Origin of the sequence: Pontibacterium granulatum, from assembly GCF_029961155.1 — a bacterium.
Classification (GTDB): Bacteria; Pseudomonadota; Gammaproteobacteria; order Pseudomonadales; family Balneatricaceae; genus Pontibacterium; species Pontibacterium granulatum.
The window spans coordinates 66,764-84,894 of the sequence record NZ_JASBRH010000015.1 but is presented as its reverse complement, the minus strand read 5'-3'; the positions used below and the strand labels follow the sequence as shown (position 1 = coordinate 84,894).

General features: G+C 53.3%; 17 protein-coding genes. 14 read left to right on the top strand and 3 right to left on the bottom strand.

The genetic code is table 11. The annotated features are described in order from the left end of the window. Positions 1 to 485: 485 nt before the first annotated feature. Positions 486 to 2,444: a methyl-accepting chemotaxis protein gene (locus QKW35_RS14470; protein WP_282354157.1), complete on the bottom strand. Its 1,959-nt coding sequence runs from the start codon at positions 2,442 to 2,444 to the stop codon at positions 486 to 488. Between the two features lie 334 nt (positions 2,445 to 2,778). Between QKW35_RS14470 and QKW35_RS14465 the strand changes: the two genes are divergently transcribed. The 7 genes from QKW35_RS14465 (at position 2,779) to QKW35_RS14435 (ending at position 9,394) form a co-directional block, all read left to right on the top strand. Beyond that, a complete protein-coding gene (locus QKW35_RS14465) occupies positions 2,779 to 3,186 on the top strand; it encodes a ketosteroid isomerase-related protein (RefSeq protein WP_282354155.1) in 408 nt (135 codons plus the stop codon). A gap of 22 nt (positions 3,187 to 3,208) precedes the next feature. Then, positions 3,209 to 3,796, top strand: a complete 588-nt coding sequence (locus QKW35_RS14460) for a GNAT family N-acetyltransferase (protein ID WP_282354154.1) — start codon at positions 3,209 to 3,211, stop codon at positions 3,794 to 3,796. Beyond that, positions 3,796 to 4,668 carry a carbon-nitrogen hydrolase family protein gene (locus tag QKW35_RS14455; RefSeq protein WP_282354153.1) on the top strand — a complete coding sequence of 291 codons (873 nt, stop codon included), beginning with the start codon at positions 3,796 to 3,798 and terminating at the stop codon, positions 4,666 to 4,668. The genes QKW35_RS14460 and QKW35_RS14455 overlap by 1 nt, the downstream gene beginning before the upstream one ends. A gap of 790 nt (positions 4,669 to 5,458) precedes the next feature. Beyond that, positions 5,459 to 6,634: an acyl-CoA dehydrogenase gene (locus QKW35_RS14450; protein ID WP_282354152.1), complete on the top strand. Its 1,176-nt coding sequence runs from the start codon at positions 5,459 to 5,461 to the stop codon at positions 6,632 to 6,634. Continuing rightward, positions 6,634 to 7,845, top strand: coding sequence for a CaiB/BaiF CoA transferase family protein (locus QKW35_RS14445; RefSeq protein ID WP_282354151.1), 1,212 nt, complete (start codon positions 6,634 to 6,636; stop codon positions 7,843 to 7,845). Before QKW35_RS14450 ends, QKW35_RS14445 begins: the two co-directional genes overlap by 1 nt. A gap of 272 nt (positions 7,846 to 8,117) precedes the next feature. Further along, positions 8,118 to 8,660 carry a cupin domain-containing protein gene (locus QKW35_RS14440; RefSeq protein ID WP_282354150.1) on the top strand — a complete coding sequence of 181 codons (543 nt, stop codon included), beginning with the start codon at positions 8,118 to 8,120 and terminating at the stop codon, positions 8,658 to 8,660. Positions 8,661 to 8,728: 68 nt separating this feature from the next. Further along, positions 8,729 to 9,394: a tRNA (adenine(22)-N(1))-methyltransferase gene (locus QKW35_RS14435; RefSeq protein WP_282354149.1), complete on the top strand. Its 666-nt coding sequence runs from the start codon at positions 8,729 to 8,731 to the stop codon at positions 9,392 to 9,394. Positions 9,395 to 9,848: 454 nt separating this feature from the next. Here the strand turns inward: QKW35_RS14435 and QKW35_RS14430 are convergent, their stop codons facing one another. Further along, entirely contained in the window at positions 9,849 to 10,448 is a 600-nt protein-coding gene (locus QKW35_RS14430) for a short chain dehydrogenase (RefSeq protein WP_282354148.1), read from the bottom strand. A 106-nt stretch (positions 10,449 to 10,554) separates the two neighbouring features. Here QKW35_RS14430 and QKW35_RS14425 point away from each other — a divergent pair, with 106 nt between their 5' ends. The 7 genes from QKW35_RS14425 (at position 10,555) to QKW35_RS14395 (ending at position 16,591) form a co-directional block, all read left to right on the top strand. After that, a complete protein-coding gene (locus QKW35_RS14425) occupies positions 10,555 to 11,442 on the top strand; it encodes a LysR family transcriptional regulator (RefSeq protein ID WP_282354147.1) in 888 nt (295 codons plus the stop codon). A 212-nt stretch (positions 11,443 to 11,654) separates the two neighbouring features. After that, the gene (cspE, locus tag QKW35_RS14420; protein WP_282354146.1) at positions 11,655 to 11,864 is read left to right on the top strand and encodes a transcription antiterminator/RNA stability regulator CspE; all 210 of its coding nucleotides are present in this window, start codon (positions 11,655 to 11,657) and stop codon (positions 11,862 to 11,864) included. Between the two features lie 199 nt (positions 11,865 to 12,063). Further along, positions 12,064 to 13,218: a YHYH protein gene (locus QKW35_RS14415; protein ID WP_282354145.1), complete on the top strand. Its 1,155-nt coding sequence runs from the start codon at positions 12,064 to 12,066 to the stop codon at positions 13,216 to 13,218. Between the two features lie 93 nt (positions 13,219 to 13,311). Continuing rightward, positions 13,312 to 13,485, top strand: coding sequence for a DUF2986 domain-containing protein (locus QKW35_RS14410; protein ID WP_282354144.1), 174 nt, complete (start codon positions 13,312 to 13,314; stop codon positions 13,483 to 13,485). 2 nt (positions 13,486 to 13,487) lie between these two features. Next, positions 13,488 to 13,913, top strand: a complete 426-nt coding sequence (locus tag QKW35_RS14405; protein ID WP_425608007.1) for a group II truncated hemoglobin — start codon at positions 13,488 to 13,490, stop codon at positions 13,911 to 13,913. A 160-nt stretch (positions 13,914 to 14,073) separates the two neighbouring features. Beyond that, positions 14,074 to 14,670, top strand: coding sequence for a LemA family protein (locus tag QKW35_RS14400; protein WP_282354142.1), 597 nt, complete (start codon positions 14,074 to 14,076; stop codon positions 14,668 to 14,670). Between the two features lie 10 nt (positions 14,671 to 14,680). Further along, positions 14,681 to 16,591 carry a M48 family metallopeptidase gene (locus QKW35_RS14395; protein ID WP_282354141.1) on the top strand — a complete coding sequence of 637 codons (1,911 nt, stop codon included), beginning with the start codon at positions 14,681 to 14,683 and terminating at the stop codon, positions 16,589 to 16,591. Between the two features lie 84 nt (positions 16,592 to 16,675). Here QKW35_RS14395 and QKW35_RS14390 read toward each other — a convergent pair whose 3' ends face one another. Continuing rightward, positions 16,676 to 18,085: a sodium-dependent transporter gene (locus tag QKW35_RS14390; RefSeq protein ID WP_282354140.1), complete on the bottom strand. Its 1,410-nt coding sequence runs from the start codon at positions 18,083 to 18,085 to the stop codon at positions 16,676 to 16,678. Between the last annotated feature and the right edge of the window lie 46 nt (positions 18,086 to 18,131).

The following is an 18,131-nucleotide window of genomic DNA, read 5'->3' as shown; positions in this document are numbered from 1 at the left end:
ACGCTTACACAGGTCCCGATAGTCAATCAGCTCTGTCCAGGTAAGGAAGCCGTTCTGACTGTGAATCTGGAGCCATATCGACCCGCAGTCCTGGTCCCCGCAAGAGCATTCAAGAAGGCACACACTATGGATCGGGGATGGACTTGGGTGAGAGGGAGCCAAGAGCCTGTGTAGGTCGTTGTGATTATGGAAGGCTGACTGCATGCCGACATGGCCATTCGATGATGGACAATATCGTTCCAACAAGCTGAGGATAGAATCTCCGTTAACAAACAGCTCAAAGCGCCAGGCGCGATCTGACGGGTGTTGGTTTGCAGCGCGTTGAAGTGAGAGTGTGTCCAGCACATCCAGCATCCTTTTTTGAAGCACTTATGGTGATGCTATCAGAGAAAGGCCTTTCGTCACTATCGCATTTGGGATGGGCTGGAGGGGGAACACCGGCAGATCAGGTAATCTTGTGGCCTGATCTGCCGGTTTGGTTGAGCTTATACCTTAAACAACCCAACCTGCTCGTGCATGCCCTCCGATAAGCGATGCAGCGTGCGGGAGCGTTCCAGTCGTGAGTCCGCGTCCGCGGACATCTGGTCAGCAATATCCTTGATCTGACTGGTGTTGTCGGCGATACCGGCGTTCACCGAACTCTGCTCTTCTGTCGCTGTTGCGATCTGGGCAGACATATCGCGAATATTGTTCACAGACTCCGTAATCTGTGTCAGTTGCTCGTAAGCCTGGTTGGCTTCCTCTACGGTGCCTTGTGCCATTGATTCACTCCGCTTCATGATATCGACCGCTTCCTGCGTAGCTGTTTGCAGGGTGCTGATCATGTTGCGGATGTCGTCGGTGGAACGTGTTGTTTTCAATGACAGATCCCGTACTTCGTCGGCTACAACAGCAAAGCCACGCCCGTGTTCGCCGGCACGCGCCGCCTCGATTGCGGCGTTCAATGCGAGAAGATTGGTCTGCTCCGCAATGCCCTGGATGGTCGAGAGGATGCTGTTGATCTCCTGCGAATGTTCGCTCAGACGACTGATTACCTCGGAGGCGTTACCCACCTCGGTGGCGAGATTGCCAATGGAATCACGCGCATTCATTACCACCGATTGGCCATGGGCACTGTAGTCAGCACTTTCGCTGGCGGTGTGGGAGGTAAGCTCGGCATTGGCGGCGATCTCCTGGGTTGCTGCAGACATCTGTTCTACAGAGGTGGCAACGAGCGTGATCTGATCCAACTGCTGTTTAACCTCGGACAGCGACATATTGGCGCTTTCCGCAGCTGCCACCGAGCTGGTTTTCAGTTCATCGGAAAGTCCCACAATCTGACGGATGATTGACTGCAGTTTTTCGATAAACTTGTTGAACGATTCGGCCAGTTCACCTACTTCATCTTTGGACATGATCTCAAGACGGACGGTCAGATCGCCTTCGCCGTCTGCGATGCCTTTAAGCATCTCCGCAACGTTATCGATCGGGCGTGTGATCAGTCGGGCAACAATGCCACCGATGACTATAAAAATGGCGCTTAGTGCCGCGGCAATCACGACGGAAAGCCACGCAATCTGGTTAGCGGTAGCAAAAACTTCATTCTCCGGCACCAGTGCGACAAAACGCCAGCCCAGGGACTCGGACTGTACGATGTTTGCGAGATAGGTTTCACCGTCGCGCTCGATCTCCAGCAGACCCGAGTTAGTGCTTTGTAGTTGTTTGAACAGCGGGGTGTCGATCTCGGTGACTTTCTTAAAGTTGTGATCCGGGATCTTTGGATCGACCAGCACAGTACCGTTGTCTTCAATCAGCAGAATGTGCCCGGCGTCGCCGATCTTGATGTTCTTCACGATCTCGGTGAGCTGTTTTACGGATACATCCATCGCTTGCACGCCAATCACAGCGCCTTGCTCATTCGTCACGGCTTTGACTGTGCCCACGTAGGTTGCGTCGTCACCGGCCCAGTAATAGGCACTGGTACGGCCTACCTGATTCGGGTTCTCCATCGCTTTTTTGTACCACGGACGGCCGCGCGGGTCGTACGGATCTTTCATCGGCACATCGGGCCATGCTAGATAGCCGCCATCACTGCGGCCGCCGTATACATAGGCCAGTCCCGGGTGGGTTTCACCAAACTTCTCGTATAGCTTGTAGAGTTCCGCCTCTTTACCGCCGGTCGCGATATGGCCTTGGAAATTGCCAGGCCCCTGTGTGAAGTTAGAAAGTGTGAAACTGTCGTCTTTAACCAAAGGGTGATCAGCCAGGAACGATACGTTGTCGGCGATCCCTTTGAAGAAGATCGAGAACGCATTATCTATCTGGGTGATCTCTTTGGCGGCACTATCCCTGAAGTTGTTCAAAGCGGCTTCCCGCGCTTTGTAGATGGCAAATGATGAAATGACAAAGACTGGAATGACCACCGAGATGGTTATTACAGCCAGCAGCTTTGTACGTATTTTCATAACTGCATTCGGCCCTGTAGTTATTTTTTGTGTTGGGAGAGTTTGTTGTTCTTATTTGTTTAGGCTTTCGACCAAAGTATGAATGGGAACTGGTCCAGTATAGACGGGCGTTTTTGATGGAAATTTACTTGTAGCGACGTATAGCGGGCTTTTTTGTCGCATAGAGAGCAGTGCTGTCGACGTATTCCTGATTCACTGTGGGGCCGGCTGTTTCAAGCATCTGAAGGGTGATAACAGCGCTTTGAAGGGCGGTGCGTATTTAGCGCGTGCCGATCGAACAGCTCTTTTGTTGGGTGGTTAGACCCGACCATGTCGTGGATGGATTTAAGTAGCTATGAACAAAAACACCGTTGAACTGTTGCAGCAGTACTATGATGCCTTTAACCGTCAGGATATGGAGGCATTTCTGAACCTGCTGACCGATGATGTCGTGCATGATATCAATCAAGGTGGTCGAGAGGTGGGTAAAGACGTGTTTACAGCGTTTATGGATCGAATGAATGCCCACTACCGCGAGCGGATTGTTGATCTGTCTATCACCAGCAATGATGATGGCAGTCGCGCAGCCGTGGAGTTTCGTGTGCTGGGAGAGTACCTTTCCACGGATGAGGGCTTGCCAGAGGCGAACGGTCAGACATACGATCTGCCCGCTGGCGCCTTTTTCGAGATTCGAGACGGTAAAGTGGCGCGAATCACCAACTACTACAACCTGCAGGACTGGATTGAACAGGTCTCCCGGTAACGCAGGTCGCGGAGTAAGACGAGTGTTAAAAATCCTGTCGGTTAGCGGCGAGGCGTTAAAGGACTACATCCCTGCGCTGGCGGCGCTGCGCATACGTGTTTTTCGGGAGTTTCCCTATCTGTATGACGGTGATCTGGCGTATGAAGAGGAATACCTTAGCACCTACGTCCAGGCGCCGGACAGTGTAATCGTTCTGGTGTTTGATGGTGACGAGGTGGTTGGCGCGTCGACCGCCATACCGATGGCCAACGAAACTGTCGAGTTTAAGCAGCCGTTTATCGGCGCGGGTTACAACCCGGACGAGATCTTCTACTGCGGTGAATCCGTGTTGTTGCCCAAGTACCGCGGGCAGGGTGTGGGTGTTGTGTTTTTTGAGCAGCGCGAAGCCCATGCCGCCAAACTCGGGGGCTTTAAGTTCAGCTGTTTCTGTGCTGTCGATCGCCCCGCCGATCATCCCCGTCGTCCCGCGGATTATGAACCACTGGATAGCTTCTGGCAGAAGCGTGGATACCAAAAGACACCGGAACTGGCGACCTCCTACAGCTGGAAAGATCTGGACGAAACCGAGCAGTCCGCCAAGCCGATGACATTCTGGATGAAGGCGTTGTGATGGAAAATCTCAGGATTGCGGTCGCACAATACGATATCGGCTTCTTTGAACACTGGTCTGGCTATGCCGATAAGTTGGAGCAGTGGGTGAACGATGCGGCCGGGCAGGGCGCGCAACTGTTAGTGTTTCCGGAATACGGCAGTATGGAGCTGGCTTCCTTGTTTGGCGAGGTGATCTACTCCGATCTCAGCAAGCAATTGGATGCGATGCAGGCAATCTATCCGGACTGGCAGGCCCTACACCTGGCCCTGGCTAAACGGTTTGATCTGCTGATTCTGGGCGCAAGTTACCCGGTACAGCAGGAAGACGGCAGCTACCTGAACCGCGCCACATTGTTTGGTCCGGATGGTGTGATAGGCTCGCAGGATAAGCTGGTGATGACCCGTTTTGAAAACGAGCAGTGGCTGATCTCCGCCGGTGACAAGATCCGGGTGTTCGACACAAAGTTCGGCAAAATAGCGATCAACATCTGCTACGACTCGGAGTTTCCTCTGATCGCCCGTCAGCAGGTGGAGGCCGGGGCCGATCTTATTTTGGTACCGAGTTGTACTGATACACAAGCAGGGTTCCACCGAGTTCGTTTGGGTTGTCAGGCGCGTGCATTGGAAAACCAGTGCTTTGTGGTGCAATCGCCAACGTTTGGCGTGGCAGCCTGGTCGGAAGCGGTGGATATCAACACCGGGCGTGCCAGTGTGTATACGCCGGTTGATTATGGATTTCCCGACAACGGGATATTGGTAGAAGGCAATACCGATCAGCCCGGTTGGGTCTATGCCGACCTCGATTTGCGCGAGATTGCCCGCATCCGGCAGGAGGGGCAGGTGTTCAATTACCGGGACTGGCCAAGGCAGTACGACCTCAAGGTCGAATAGTCACGCTATCTGACGTTACCTGGAATTTGGTGAAGTGGTTAACACTGGATCTTGGACAGGCCTTCATAGGGTGTCGCAAAACGACTGCTCTGGCTGATGCGGCGTTAAAAATCAGCCCAATACGCTCATTTATACCTATACATTGTAGGGCAGCGTTCAAGCTGCCGGCAGCTTGAACGCTGCCCTACAAACAGTCCTAAAATACGTTGACGCGTACGTTTTCGCAGCTTTTTGCCTTGTCTCAGCTACGCTCGCTACGTTTTACAACGCCCTCTGAACGTTGCCCTACAAATCCCTGTGTTGTTAACCCGATGGCACGTCTTTTCTGTGCGTCTTAGACAGGGATGCTCGTCAAAACGACTGATCTGTTTTCCTCAGAGTGACTGGTTTACTTCTTTGACAGCGACTCTTGTTGAGTCGCACTCAATGTTCTTTATTTCTAACATCACCTGTTCAGCGACTGAATGCATCGTCAAGCAAAGCATGATCTGCGTCATGTTTAGGTTTTTGAACGAAAAATCTTCAAGTTTTTTTCTTTTTGCGCTGCGGAATCTCGAAAAGGCATTGTTAAACAAGCGATTAGGGGTAGTCCTATGGCTATGAATGCTGCGAAAAATATAGATATTTTTGTTAATTGTCTATGTTTTTGGTGTTAAAACGGCTGTGTGTTTCTTGATCTTGTAAAAAATAATGCACAGTATGTGTGTCATATTCTTCGAAATACCCGCGTGGGTGTTCGATAAAAAACAAACAGCGAATGACATCATCAGAGTTAAACGAGGCCATATTCATGAGCAAGCCGGTATTCAACTGGGAAGACCCTTTTCTGCTGGAAGCACAGCTGAGCGAAGAGGAGCGCATGGTCATGCAGAGCGCACGCGATTATGCGCAGGACCGTCTGCTTTCCCGTGTAACAGAAGCAAACCGAAACGAAGTATTCCACACCGAGATCATGCAGGAGCTGGGTGAGCTGGGCCTGCTGGGTTGCACGCTGCCGGAAGAGTACGGTTGTGCAGAGGTAAACCACGTGTGTTACGGCTTGGTTGCCCGCGAGGTTGAACGCGTGGACTCCGGTTATCGCTCCGCAATGAGCGTGCAGTCCTCTCTGGTAATGCATCCAATCTATGCATACGGCAGCGAAGAGCAGCGACGTAAGTACCTGCCAAAGCTGGCCAGCGGTGAGTGGATCGGTTGTTTCGGTTTGACTGAACCGGATGTGGGTTCTGACCCGGCAGGCATGAAAACGCGTGCGACCCGTGTTGACGGTGGTTACCTGCTGAAAGGTTCCAAGATGTGGATCACCAACTCGCCGGTAGCGGATGTATTTGTCGTATGGGCGAAGTTGGATGACACCGTGCGAGGCTTCATTCTGGATAAAGGTATGCCGGGTCTGTCTGCACCGAAGATCGAGGGCAAGTTCTCCCTGCGTGCATCCATTACCGGTGAGATCGTGATGGATGATGTGCTGGTACCGGAAGAGAACCTGCTGCCAAACGTGCAGGGTTTGAGCGGTCCTTTCGGCTGTCTGAACAAAGCCCGTTACGGTATCGCGTGGGGTGCGCTGGGTGCGGCGGAGTTCTGCTGGACCCAAGCGCGTCAGTACACACTGGACCGTATCCAGTTTAATCGTCCTCTGGCGGCAAACCAATTGGTGCAGAAGAAGCTGGTGGATATGCAGACAGAGATCTCCCTGGGCCTGCAGGGCGTGTTGCGTATGGGCCGTATGATGGACGCTGGCGAGTGTCCGGTAGAGCTGATCTCCCTGATGAAGCGCAATAACTGTGGCAAAGCGTTGGATATCGCCCGTGTTGCCCGTGATATGCACGGTGGTAACGGCATCTCCGATGAATTCCACGTAATCCGTCATGTGATGAACCTGGAAGCGGTGAATACCTACGAAGGTACCCACGATATTCACGCGCTGATCCTGGGTCGTGCACAGACCGGAATCCAGGCGTTTTTCTGATGGCGGGCGCGCTGTCACATATCCGTGTGCTGGATCTGAGCCGCGTTCTGGCTGGCCCTTGGGCCGGCCAGATGCTGGCCGATTTTGGCGCGGAGGTAATTAAGGTGGAGCGTCCGGGCTGTGGGGATGATACCCGCGGCTGGGGGCCTCCGTTCTTCAGTGACAACGAGGGGAATCCAACAGAAGCCGCCTATTTTCATGCGGCCAACCGTAACAAACGTTCTGTAGCGATTGATATCGCCAGTGAAGCGGGACAAAACCTGATTCGCGAAATGGTAAAACAGTGCGATGTGGTGCTAGAAAACTTCAAGGTGGGGTGTCTGGCCAAGTATGGACTGGACTACGCAAGTCTGAAGCAAGTCAATCCAGCCATCGTCTACTGCTCGATTACCGGCTTTGGTCAGGATGGCCCCTATGCTCAGCGCGCGGGTTATGACTTCATGATCCAGGGCATGGGCGGGCTGATGAGTGTGACCGGCGAGCCCGAGGGCATGCCAATGAAAGTGGGGGTAGCGCTGGCCGACGTGATGACTGGTTTGTACGCGGCGAACGCGGTTCAGGCTGCACTCTTGAATCGAGCTGAAACCGGCAAAGGGCAGTATATCGATCTGTCTTTGTTGGATGTGCAGGTCGCAACACTTGCCAATCAGGCTATGAATTTCCTGGCCAGTGGTGACTCACCAGCCCGCCTCGGTAATGCACACCCCAACATCGTGCCATACCAGGCATTTGGAACGACGGACGGGCATATAATCCTGGCGGTGGGTAACGATAAGCAGTTCCGTACCTTCTGTGAGATCGGCGGTAATCCGGCTCTGGGTGAGAACCCCGCGTTTGCGACCAACCGTAAGCGGGTGGAGAACCGTGACGACCTGATCCCGCAGGTGGCTGAGATCATCGCGCAGCAAAGCACAAACTGGTGGCTGGAGCAGTTGTCGGCGGCGTGTGTGCCTTGTGGGCCGATCAATACCATCGAGCAGGTGTTTGCCGATCCACAGGTACAGCATCGCGAAATGCAGGTTGAACTGGAACATCCCAAAGCGGGTAAGGTTGCAGGTGTTGGCAATCCGGTAAAGTTTTCGGAAACCCCGGTGGAGTACCGGTCAGCACCGCCAATGCTGGGTCAGCACACCGAGCAGGTGTTGACTGATCTGTTAAAGATGGAAAATGACGTTCTGGAGGGGTTACGCCAGTCGGGCGTTATCGCCTGAGGGGACAACCGTTGGCAAACCTCAGCATAGAAAGCTGGCAAATGAGTTATCAGATAAGTAGCAGAGTGATGAAGAAGTACTCCAGGGAGGAAAACGTTCTTCGCGATACGCACCGTGATGGCTGGGTATCATAAGCAGAAAGGCAGCAGTGCCTGCAGTGTGGAGAGCCACTTGGCACTTTGATGCCGCTGTTCTAAGCGATCTGCAAATAAGTGAGTTGTTGGTATAATGGCGCGTATATCGGGATTTACTTATATAAAGGTGAACACGCAGTGGACGTAGGAGAGCGCTTAAAAGCGATCCGTGAGATAAGGGGCTTGTCCCAGCGCGAGCTTGCCAAGCGCGCAGGTGTGACCAACAGCACCATCTCCATGATCGAAAAAAATGGCGTCAGCCCATCGGTCAGTTCGCTGAAAAAAGTTCTGTCCGGAATTCCTATCTCAATCGGTGATTTCTTCACCCTCGATATCGAAAACATAGAACCTGAACAGGTGGTCTTCCGTGGTGACGAGCAACCGGATATTGGTTCAAATAACGTATCGCTGAAGTTGGTGGGTGCGACCCTGAAAGGACGTTCCATGGATATTCTCCGGGAAGTGTATCCTCCAGGTGCCGATACCGGCCCTGAGATGCTGCAGCACGAAGGTGAAGAAGGCGGCATCGTAGTGCGTGGTGAGATCGAGCTGACGGTGGGCTTCGATACGTATCAGCTTAAAGCGGGAGATGGTTACTACTTTAACAGTAACCGGCCGCATCGCTTCCGCAACACCGGTGCGGACGAGGCTGAGATAATCAGCTCCAATCCGTCCACTTGATTCATCCCATCAATCTGACACCAATCTGCAATCAGATTATTACCTAACCCTCAGGCAGTGGTATTGCGTTGAAACTCAGTCATCGTCTCGAACAGATCAACCGTATGGTTACCGATCACTATGACCATATCTGGGATTGCTGTTGTGATCACGGCTTCTTAGGTGCGACGTTGCTGCAGCGTGGTGCAGCGGACACAGTGCACTTCGTGGATGTGGTACCGTCGTTGACCGAGGCTCTCGAGGTTCAGCTGGCGCGTTTTTTACCGGATTTTCTCAAAGGGCGTGATTGGCAGGTCCATTGTATGGATGTGTCGACTTTGACATTGCCAGAGTCGCCAGGACGCCAGCTGATCATTATTGCCGGGGTGGGTGGTGATCTCACACTGGAGATGGTGCAGGCAATTACACTTAGTCACCCTAATCGGGAGCTGGAGTTTATGCTCTGTCCGGTCCGGCAGCACTACCTGCTGCGCCAAGGGTTGATTCATTTGGGTTATGGTCTGGTTGATGAAGCGTTGGTGTGCGAGAACAAGCGGTTTTACGAAGCTATCCACGTATCCAGTGGCAGTAACCAAGTGATCTCGCCGGTTGGTGATCAAATGTGGGATCTATCGCGAGCGTTAGATCGTGAATATATCACTCGCACCATCGCCCATTACGAGCGGATGGGGCGAAATGCAGACCAGGAGGCAGAGCAAATTCTCGGATATTATCGGGGGCTTCTGGCTATGTAGGTTGGCCACCGCTTTGCGGTGCCCAACATGTTAGGCATCACTTCGCGATGGCTAACCTACAAAGGAGCTACAACGTGCGGCATGTTATGTGTAGCAGCCCACTCCGAGGACGACCGTTTTTCCCGCGTTGGTATGTCGCAGTCAGCACCCTGAAGCGCATACAAGCTCTCTACTACTGGCCAGTAGGTTGGCCACCGCTTCGCGGTGCCCAACGTGTTAGGCATCGCTTTGCGATGGCTAACCTACACATCAGTTACAACGTGCGGCATGTTATGTGTAGCAGCCCGCTCAGAGGACAACCGTTTTTCCCGCGTTGGTATGTCGCAGTCAGCACCCTGAAGCGCATACAAGCTCTCTACTACTGGCCAGTAGGTTGGACACCGCTTCGCGGTGCCCAACGTGTTAGGCATCGCTTTGCGATGGCTAACCTACACATCAGTTACAACACTGAGCATTAGAGGTAGTCAGGCACATCCAATGTCTCGCCGTGCATCCGGCCGTTAACTGCGACAGCGTAAGCCTTAGCTGTATCCGCCGCTGAAATTCCGTGGGTGGAATCCATCCCCATCATCTCCATGGTTTCTTTGACAAAGGCCGGTGCCACTACGTTTAGACGCAGGTTTTCCAGTTCCAGCGCAGCGGCTTTGGTGTAACTTTCCAATGCGCCGTTTACCATGCTGATCGACGCGCTACCCGGCATGGGTTGGCGGGACAGAATGCCCGAGGTCAGGGTGATAGAGCCGCCTGCGTTGATGTAGTCCTTACCGATGCGTACAAGGTTTACCTGGCCCATCAGTTTGTTGTTCAGTGCCAGCTGGTAGTCAGCATCGGTCTGGTCGTTCAGGGCGCCAAAGTTGGCCAGTCCTGCGGTGGAGATTAACGCATCGACCGCGCCACTTTTCTCAAACAATTCTTCAATCGAAAGCGAGTTACCCAGATCTACCTGCAGGTCGCCATCACTGTAGCCCACTGCGATCACTTCGTTTTCTTTACCCAGACGTTCTGCGACCGCTTTACCGATGGTGCCGGTCGCACCGATAACCATAATCTTCATCTTTATTGCTCCAGCTATGTGTTCGTTGGTATGGGTAAAGCGTACGGCTGTACGTTAAAATGAAAAATAACGTCATTTTGAAAACATTATTCTTATGAAAAGAAAAATGGATCTGGTCAAAGCGATGCGGACTTTTCTGGTGGTGGTCGAGCATCAGAGTTTCACGGCCGCGTCGCAGGCCCTCAATCTGGTCACATCGGCGGTCAGTCGACAGGTTTCAGATCTGGAAAAGCATTTTGGCTGCCAGTTGTTGTACCGCACCACGCGCGCAATGCATCTCACGGCGGAGGGCCGGTTCTATCTGGAGCAGTTTCGTGACGTGCTGCAGCGTTTGAATGAGTTGGAAGCGTTGACCTCGGAGCGTAAACAGTCGGTCAGCGGGCACCTGCGTATGACCGCACCGATGAATATCGGACGGCTCGGTGTGCAGGACATGGTAGGTGATTTTCTGCACGATCATCCGGACGTTAAGTTGTCATGGATACTTGTAAACCGCTTTGTGAATCTGGTGGAGGAGGGGATCGATCTGGCAATTCGCGTTGGGGAGCTACCCGATTCCAGTTTCGTCGCGCGTCGTTATGGTTCTTTGGAGGTTTATTACGTCGCCAGTCCGACATATCTGCGTGAGCACGGTATACCGCAGCACCCCAAAGACCTGGCCGAGCACAAATGTGTTGTTGACAGTTCTAACCGTGTGCCCGGTCGTTGGCGTTACCATACGGATAAAGGGGAGCAGCAGGTGAGCGTGAATGCTGGTATCGAGATTAACCAGGGGGAGATGGTGGCGCAATTCGCAGCTGCCGGACATGGCATCGCCCATCTTCCAGACTTCCTAGTACAGAAGTATCTGGAGAGCGGCGAGTTGGTGTCTATATTGGATGAGTACCGCTTGCCGCCCGTGCCTGTGTCATTGGTTTATCCTGCAAATCGAATGGCGAGCCCTTCGCTGAAAGCGCTGGTGGACTATTTACTTGAGAATCGCCCCAAAAAATAGGGGATTTGTGGCTTTGCGCAAAGAATTCATTTGACTCTGTCGGGGAACTCTATAAGCTGTGCGGCAGCTCGCAAGAAAAACCATTGTGTTAAGTTTCCTTCGTTTTGTCGCATTATCCGTAATTCGTCCTGAAGTCCTTAAGTACAGTCAATTCTTCATGCTACCCATGCCCCTTGTGGGCGCATTAAACTTATTTACCTCAGGATACAATTATGTCTGATACAGTTACTGGCACCGTTAAGTGGTTCAACGAAACTAAAGGTTTTGGCTTCATCGCTCAGGAAAACGGCCCGGACGTTTTCGCTCACTTCAGCGCTATCTCCGGCAACGGCTTCAAAACTCTGGAAGAAGGTCAGCGCGTTGAGTTTCGCGTGACTCAGGGTCAGAAAGGCCCACAGGCTGAAAACATCGTTGTTATCTAAATAGTTGTCTATTTAGACTGGAGCGATCTGTGATTTGAGTAAGCTCACATCGCAGTGCCAGAAGAAGGGTAAGACTTAACGGTCTTGCCCTTTTTTGTTGCCTGCAATTCCCTCTTTTCAATTATTTACACCCTACCTCACATTTCCCTCGCATTTGGCTCCTAAGGTAGAGTCAGGTTGCAGAAAAAGGAGAGCAAAAATGCGTTTAGCTGTTGCAGGAATGTGGGTTGCGCTGACGGTATCTGGCCCGTTGTATGCGCATCAGCAGGATGATCAGGAGTGGGTCGGTTGGGAAGGTCAGCAGCCCGGTGTATTGCAGGATCTGGTCAATATTTTGGTGATACCCGCGTACGCGGACGCGCGGATCTCGGTAGACGGTAATTACCGTGTGATCCGCTCCAACGGTCTACCAGACCATGACACTGGGCGTTTTCCAAATGCGGGTAATCCGCACCAGATTCAGGAAACCCTAAAAACTTACCGTGTACCAAGGAACCCGGAATACCGTGTCCAAGCCACTCGACTGGGTCTTTGGCCGTTTGGTGTGGCAGTGAACGGCGTGCCATTTGATCCCGGTGCAGCGGAGTTTTGGCGACGGGACTTCTATTCTGGTTGGCAGTACGAAGCGCTGGGTGGTGCAGTGAATCTCGGTGTGGATCGTAACAATGCCCATGTGCAGCCAGACGGTTCCTACCACTATCACGGCATGCCGACCGGTTTGCTGGACCGTTTTTCTGATTCTACGGTGCCTATTCTGCTGGGGTATGCTGCAGATGGTTTTCCGATCTACGGGCCTTATGGCTATCGTGATGCTGAAAATAGCGCATCGGGTATGCACAAACTCAACAGCAGCTACCGAGTGAAATCCGGTACGCGCCCTGATGGTCCGGGCGGTCGCTATGATGGATCGTTTGTGCAGGACTACGAATATGTGGCCGGACTTGGGGATCTGGACGACTGCAACGGTCGAACTGGTGTAACCCGAGAGTATCCGGACGGGACTTATTACTACGTGATCACTGACCGCTTTCCATTCATCCCCCGTTGTTTCCACGGTACACCGGATCGCAGCTTTATGCGTGGGCCGGGTGGCAATGGAGGAATAGGACGTCCGGCTGGCGGGGCCGGACGACGTGCAGGTTTCGGCAGCCAGGATGTGATGGGTGCATCGGGCGGTCGTGGTCCGGCGAATGGACCACGTGATGGCCATCGACCACCGCAGGAAGCGATCAATGCCTGTGAAGGTCATGCCGAAGGGGATCAGGTAAGTTTTGTGACGCCGCATGGGCATGAAGTGTCCGGCATTTGTGAAGTACGTGACGGCATGTTGTTCGTGATCCCGCGACGCAGATAACCAGATATGCGCAGAGGGGCTGAGGATTTGGGTTCGGCCCCTGACTGGCGGTATCATAGGCGTTTGATATTCAGAAAAGGCAACAGCCGGCGCATGAACCGACGTAAAAAAATCAAACAGATTCTGACCAAGAAAGCCAAGAAGGCGAACGCGAAGAATCAGCACTCGAATAAACCCCGTTATATCTCCAGGGCCGAGCGAGAAAAAATGGCGCTGGCAGCTGAATCTGCTGATGTCGAAGCTGTGACTGAATCCGAAGAGGTGTAACGGTGCATTCCATTTCTGAACCGACTATCGATAAGCCTGCATACGGGCAGGGGGATGCCTCCTATCAAACGGCGGGTGGTTACGAAACTATCCGTGTCCTGGTTGATCACTTCTACGATGCAATGGATACCCTGCCGCAGGCCGCGCGTATCCGTAACATGCATCCGGAAGACCTGACCGAGTCTCGCGATAAACTGGCTCGTTTCCTGTCAGGCTGGTTGGGAGGCCCGAAGCTGTACTCAGAAAAGTACGGCTCAATCCGCATTCCTAAGGCACATGCCCATCTGCCGATCGGTTCAGAGGAGCGTGATGCGTGGTTGGCGTGTATGGAACAGGCGCTGACCTTTATGGATTACCCGCAGGACTTCAAAACCTACCTGATGGCACAACTCTTTGTGCCTGCTGAGCGTTGCCGTACCCACGATTAACGCTGCTTTGTTGGTGGCGGCCGAAAGCTTGATCTGCCGCCACAAAACACCAAAAAATCTCTGATTTGGCCTCGAATTTTCATCTGACTGAGCTATGTTTATGATCTTGCCAGCCCATTTGTTGGTATTAGTGTCTGAAACCTGTTGCGAAGGATGAAATATGGAAATTGGTACTATCGTTGCTCTGGTGATCGTAGTGGCATTGGCTGTGCTGGTAATCAGCATCTATAACCGCCTGGTTACCCTGAAAAACCGTTATCAGAATGCATTCAGTCAGATCGAGGTGCAGCTTAAGCGCCGTTACGATCTGATTCCTAACCTGGTTGAAACGGCTAAAGCCTATATGGCGCACGAGAAAGACACGCTGACGGCGGTGATCCAAGCGCGTAATGAAGCTGCGGCGATGCTGAAAGGTGCTGCGGCAGATCCGGCCAGTGGTGGTGCAATCCAGAGTCTGGCAGGTGCCGAAAGTGCCCTGCAGGGTGCGTTGTCCCGTCTGAACTTTGTGATGGAAGACTACCCGGATCTGAAAGCGAACGAGAACATGATGCAGCTCACTGAGGAGCTGAGCAGCACAGAGAACCGTGTAGCGTTCTCCCGCCAGGCGTTTAACGATGCCGTAACCAGCTACAACACCTACCGTCAGACCTTCCCACCGGTACTGTTTGCGTCCATGTTTGGGCACACCACCGATGCCTCTCTGCTGGAGTTTGAAGACAGCGCTGCAATTCAGGCGGCACCAAAAGTCTCTTTCTGAGTGGTCGCCTATGGACTTTTTTGCGCATCAGGATCGTGCGCGTCGTAACACCGGTTGGTTGGTGGTGCTGTTTATCATCGCCGTCACCCTGCTGGTGTTCCTCGCCAACTTCTGTATTGCTGTCACGATCGGCTGGACCGAGCTGAACGCGGTCAAGCCAAACGGAACCAGTAGCTTTAATATTATCCTGGATCAGTTCAGTTGGAAGCGTTTCATCTACGTTGGAATCGCCATCTGGTGTGTGGTGCTGGGTGCGATTATCTTCAAGCGCCTACAGCTCTCTGAGGGCGGCAAGCGCGTTGCGGAATCCTTGGGTGGGCACCGTATCTACCCCAACAGCGATAACGCCGATGAACGTCGCGTGCTCAATGTGGTGGAAGAGATGGCACTGGCATCGGGTATGCCGGTGCCACCCGTCTATCTGCTGGCCTACGAGGTGGGTATCAATGCCTTTGCGGCGGGTAATTCTCCCTCGGATGCGGTCATTGGTGTAACGCGCGGTTGTATAAACTTGCTCAACCGGGATGAATTACAGGGTGTGATTGCCCACGAGTTCAGCCATATCCTGAACGGTGATATGCGCTTGAACATGCGCTTGATAACCGCCCTGCATGGTATCGAGTTTATCGGTGGCATGGGCGAGGTTTTGCTGCGTGTCCGATCTAATCGGAGCGGCGCACAGGTCTTCCTGCTGGGTGGCGCACTCTGGATCATTGGTTTTTTGGGCACCTTCTTTGGCGACATGATCCGTTCGGCGGTCAGCCGTCAGCGAGAGTTTCTGGCCGATGCTTCTGCTGTCCAGTTTACCCGCAACCCACAAGGGATCGCCGATGCTCTGAAAGTGATCGGTGGGCATCAGGCGGGCACCTCCATCTCCAGTCCAGCAACCGGTGAGGTCAGCCATATATTCTTTGGTCAGGCGTTAAGCCGACTGGGCGGTATGTTTGATACGCACCCGCCATTGATGGATCGGATTCTGCGGGTGCAGCCCGAGTGGAATGGCGCCTTTATCTACAAAGAGGTTCAGAAAGAGGCACCCGAAACCGAAGCAGAGGATCGCAATAAAGAGAAGTTGGCCAAGGCGGTCGCCATGGGAGCTGCGCTAAACGGGGAGTTTATTGATCCGGCCGAGCTGCTTCTGCAGGGCAATATCGTTAGCGTACAGGAAGGATTGAGCCACATCCCCGACGCGTTGAGAGGCCAGGCGCACGACCCGCTGGGTGCAAGCGCTTTGATGCTGGGTTTGTTGTTCAGTGATGATGAAGCTGTGTATCAGAAACAACTGGGCTACCTGAAACAGAAGCCAACGCCGGGGCTGTTGGAGTTGATTCAACAGCAGACCCCAGCATTGGAGCAGCTTTCGCGGGCACTATATCTGCCGCTATTGGAGCTAAGCATGCCCGCGCTGAAATGCCTTTCTGCCGAGCAATACAAGCTCTTTAAGCAGCGCCTGTTGCTGCTGATTCGTGCAGACGAAGAGGTCGATCTGTTTGAGTGGTGTCTGTTCCAGGAGCTGCAGCACTACCTCGATCCGGAGTTTGGCAAGGTACGTAACCTGCGGCCCCGTTATCGGGAAATGCAGCAGGTGGCTGAGCCTTATCGGCTGGTGTTATCGGTGCTGGTCTACGAAGGGCACGATGACAGCGAAGATATTGAACGCGCCTTCAACCGGGGTATCGGTAGCGCAGGGTTGTACAATCTAACGATCCTGCCAGCGGATGCCTGTGAGTTGGGCGAATTCCGGGCCGCAGTGAAAGAGCTGGCATATGCCTATCCACACCTGAAACCACGTATGTTGATGGGATTTGTGAATGCAGTGAAACAGGATGGGGTGATTACACCGGTTGAGCGAGAGATCGTGCGCAGTATAGCTGCGGTGATGGACAGTCCTGTGCCATCGCTGGATGAGCCACAGGGCTGAAACAAAGTAGCCACCCGCCACCGAGAGAGGAGATTCGGTGACGGGTGGGGGAGAGCAACCTTACACTGGTTTACTGGAGTTTGATCAGAGCTTGATAAAGCCCAGCGCGTTCAGAAACACCACAATGATGGCGATTGGAGTGATAAAGCGCATAACAAACTGCCATGCGGTGAACAGCAGACCACCACCCAGTCCCAGCTCATCTTTAACCACGTTGGATTTCATCACCCAGGCCGCAAACAGGGCTACCAGCAGGCCACCCAGTGGCATCATCAGGTTAGCGGTCAGGAAGTCGATGGCGTCGAAGAAGGTCTTACCAAACAGGGTAGCGTCCTGCCAGATGTTGAAGGAGAACACGGTACCCAGACCTAGGGTCCACAGGATCAGGCCTACAACCGCACTTGCCTTACCACGGGACATCTTGCGCTTCTCAACCAGCCAGGACACGGTTGGTTCGATCATGGAGATCGCAGAGGTCAGTGCTGCCATCGACAGCATCACGAAGAACAGGGTACCGAACAGCGTACCGTATGGCATCTGACCAAAAGCGATTGGCAGGGTTACGAAGATCAAACCTGGACCAGCGCCCGGTTCCAGACCGTAGGCGAATACGATCGGGAAGATTGCCAGACCCGCCAGCAGTGCGACAGCTGTATCAAACACACCGATCATGATCGACGTTTTAGCGATGGATGTATCCTTGGATACGTAGGAGCCGTAGGTCATGATCGCACCGGATGCGAGACTCAGCGTGAAGAACGCATGGCCCAGCGCAACCAGAACCGCTTCGGTGCTCAGCTTGCTGAAATCCGGTGTGAACAGGAATTCGATTGCATCTACAAAGTGGCCAGTACTGGTCGCATAACCCACCATGACCAGAACCAGCGCAACCAGCAGTGGCATCATGTAGTTGATCGCCTTCTCAAGGCCTGCGTGCAGGCCACGGGAGACGATGTACATGGTGGTTACCACAACTACGGTACTCCATAGCAGCAGTTGCGCCGGATCGGCCAGCATACCGCCAAACATAGCCCCCGCCGCGTCTGGCGCAATATTCGAGAATGCACCGGATAAGGACGTCACGGTGTAGGACAGGGTCCAGCCGGAGATTACGGTGTAGAAGCTGAGGATCAGGAAACCACAGAGGATCGCCATCCACCCCACGCCTTTCCATAACGGATTAGCACCGGCTTCTTTCGCCATGGCGGCCATTGCGCCGGTAGGGTTTTGCTGGGAGCGACGACCGATCATGATCTCTGCCATCATCACGGGGATACCGATCACCAAGATACAGGCCAGGTAGACCAGTACGAACGCACCACCACCGTTTTCGCCGGTGATGTATGGGAATTTCCAGATATTGCCCAGCCCCACGGCAGAACCCGCAGCTGCAAGGATAAAGGTCAGGCGGTTGGACCACTGCAGGCGTCCGCCTGCCGACACAGCAGTAGAACTGCCAGCGTTGACTGCACTGGCATTGATAGCATCAGACATAGAAGCGTTCCTTATTATTATTCTGCTATTAACGGAGTGGGATACT

Bases quoted from the DNA above. Each gene is read 5' to 3' on its own strand.
- QKW35_RS14395 (WP_282354141.1), top strand. From the start codon at position 14,681: ATGGACTTTTTTGCGCATCAGGATCGTGCGCGTCGTAACACCGGTTGG.
- QKW35_RS14430 (WP_282354148.1), bottom strand. From the start codon at position 10,448: ATGAAGATTATGGTTATCGGTGCGACCGGCACCATCGGTAAAGCGGTC.
- QKW35_RS14450 (WP_282354152.1), top strand. From the start codon at position 5,459: ATGAGCAAGCCGGTATTCAACTGGGAAGACCCTTTTCTGCTGGAAGCA.
- cspE (WP_282354146.1), top strand. From the start codon at position 11,655: ATGTCTGATACAGTTACTGGCACCGTTAAGTGGTTCAACGAAACTAAA.
- QKW35_RS14390 (WP_282354140.1), bottom strand. From the start codon at position 18,085: ATGTCTGATGCTATCAATGCCAGTGCAGTCAACGCTGGCAGTTCTACT.
- QKW35_RS14410 (WP_282354144.1), top strand. From the start codon at position 13,312: ATGAACCGACGTAAAAAAATCAAACAGATTCTGACCAAGAAAGCCAAG.
- QKW35_RS14415 (WP_282354145.1), top strand. From the start codon at position 12,064: ATGCGTTTAGCTGTTGCAGGAATGTGGGTTGCGCTGACGGTATCTGGC.
- QKW35_RS14400 (WP_282354142.1), top strand. From the start codon at position 14,074: ATGGAAATTGGTACTATCGTTGCTCTGGTGATCGTAGTGGCATTGGCT.
- QKW35_RS14445 (WP_282354151.1), top strand. From the start codon at position 6,634: ATGGCGGGCGCGCTGTCACATATCCGTGTGCTGGATCTGAGCCGCGTT.
- QKW35_RS14465 (WP_282354155.1), top strand. From the start codon at position 2,779: ATGAACAAAAACACCGTTGAACTGTTGCAGCAGTACTATGATGCCTTT.
- QKW35_RS14470 (WP_282354157.1), bottom strand. From the start codon at position 2,444: ATGAAAATACGTACAAAGCTGCTGGCTGTAATAACCATCTCGGTGGTC.
- QKW35_RS14425 (WP_282354147.1), top strand. From the start codon at position 10,555: ATGGATCTGGTCAAAGCGATGCGGACTTTTCTGGTGGTGGTCGAGCAT.
- QKW35_RS14455 (WP_282354153.1), top strand. From the start codon at position 3,796: ATGGAAAATCTCAGGATTGCGGTCGCACAATACGATATCGGCTTCTTT.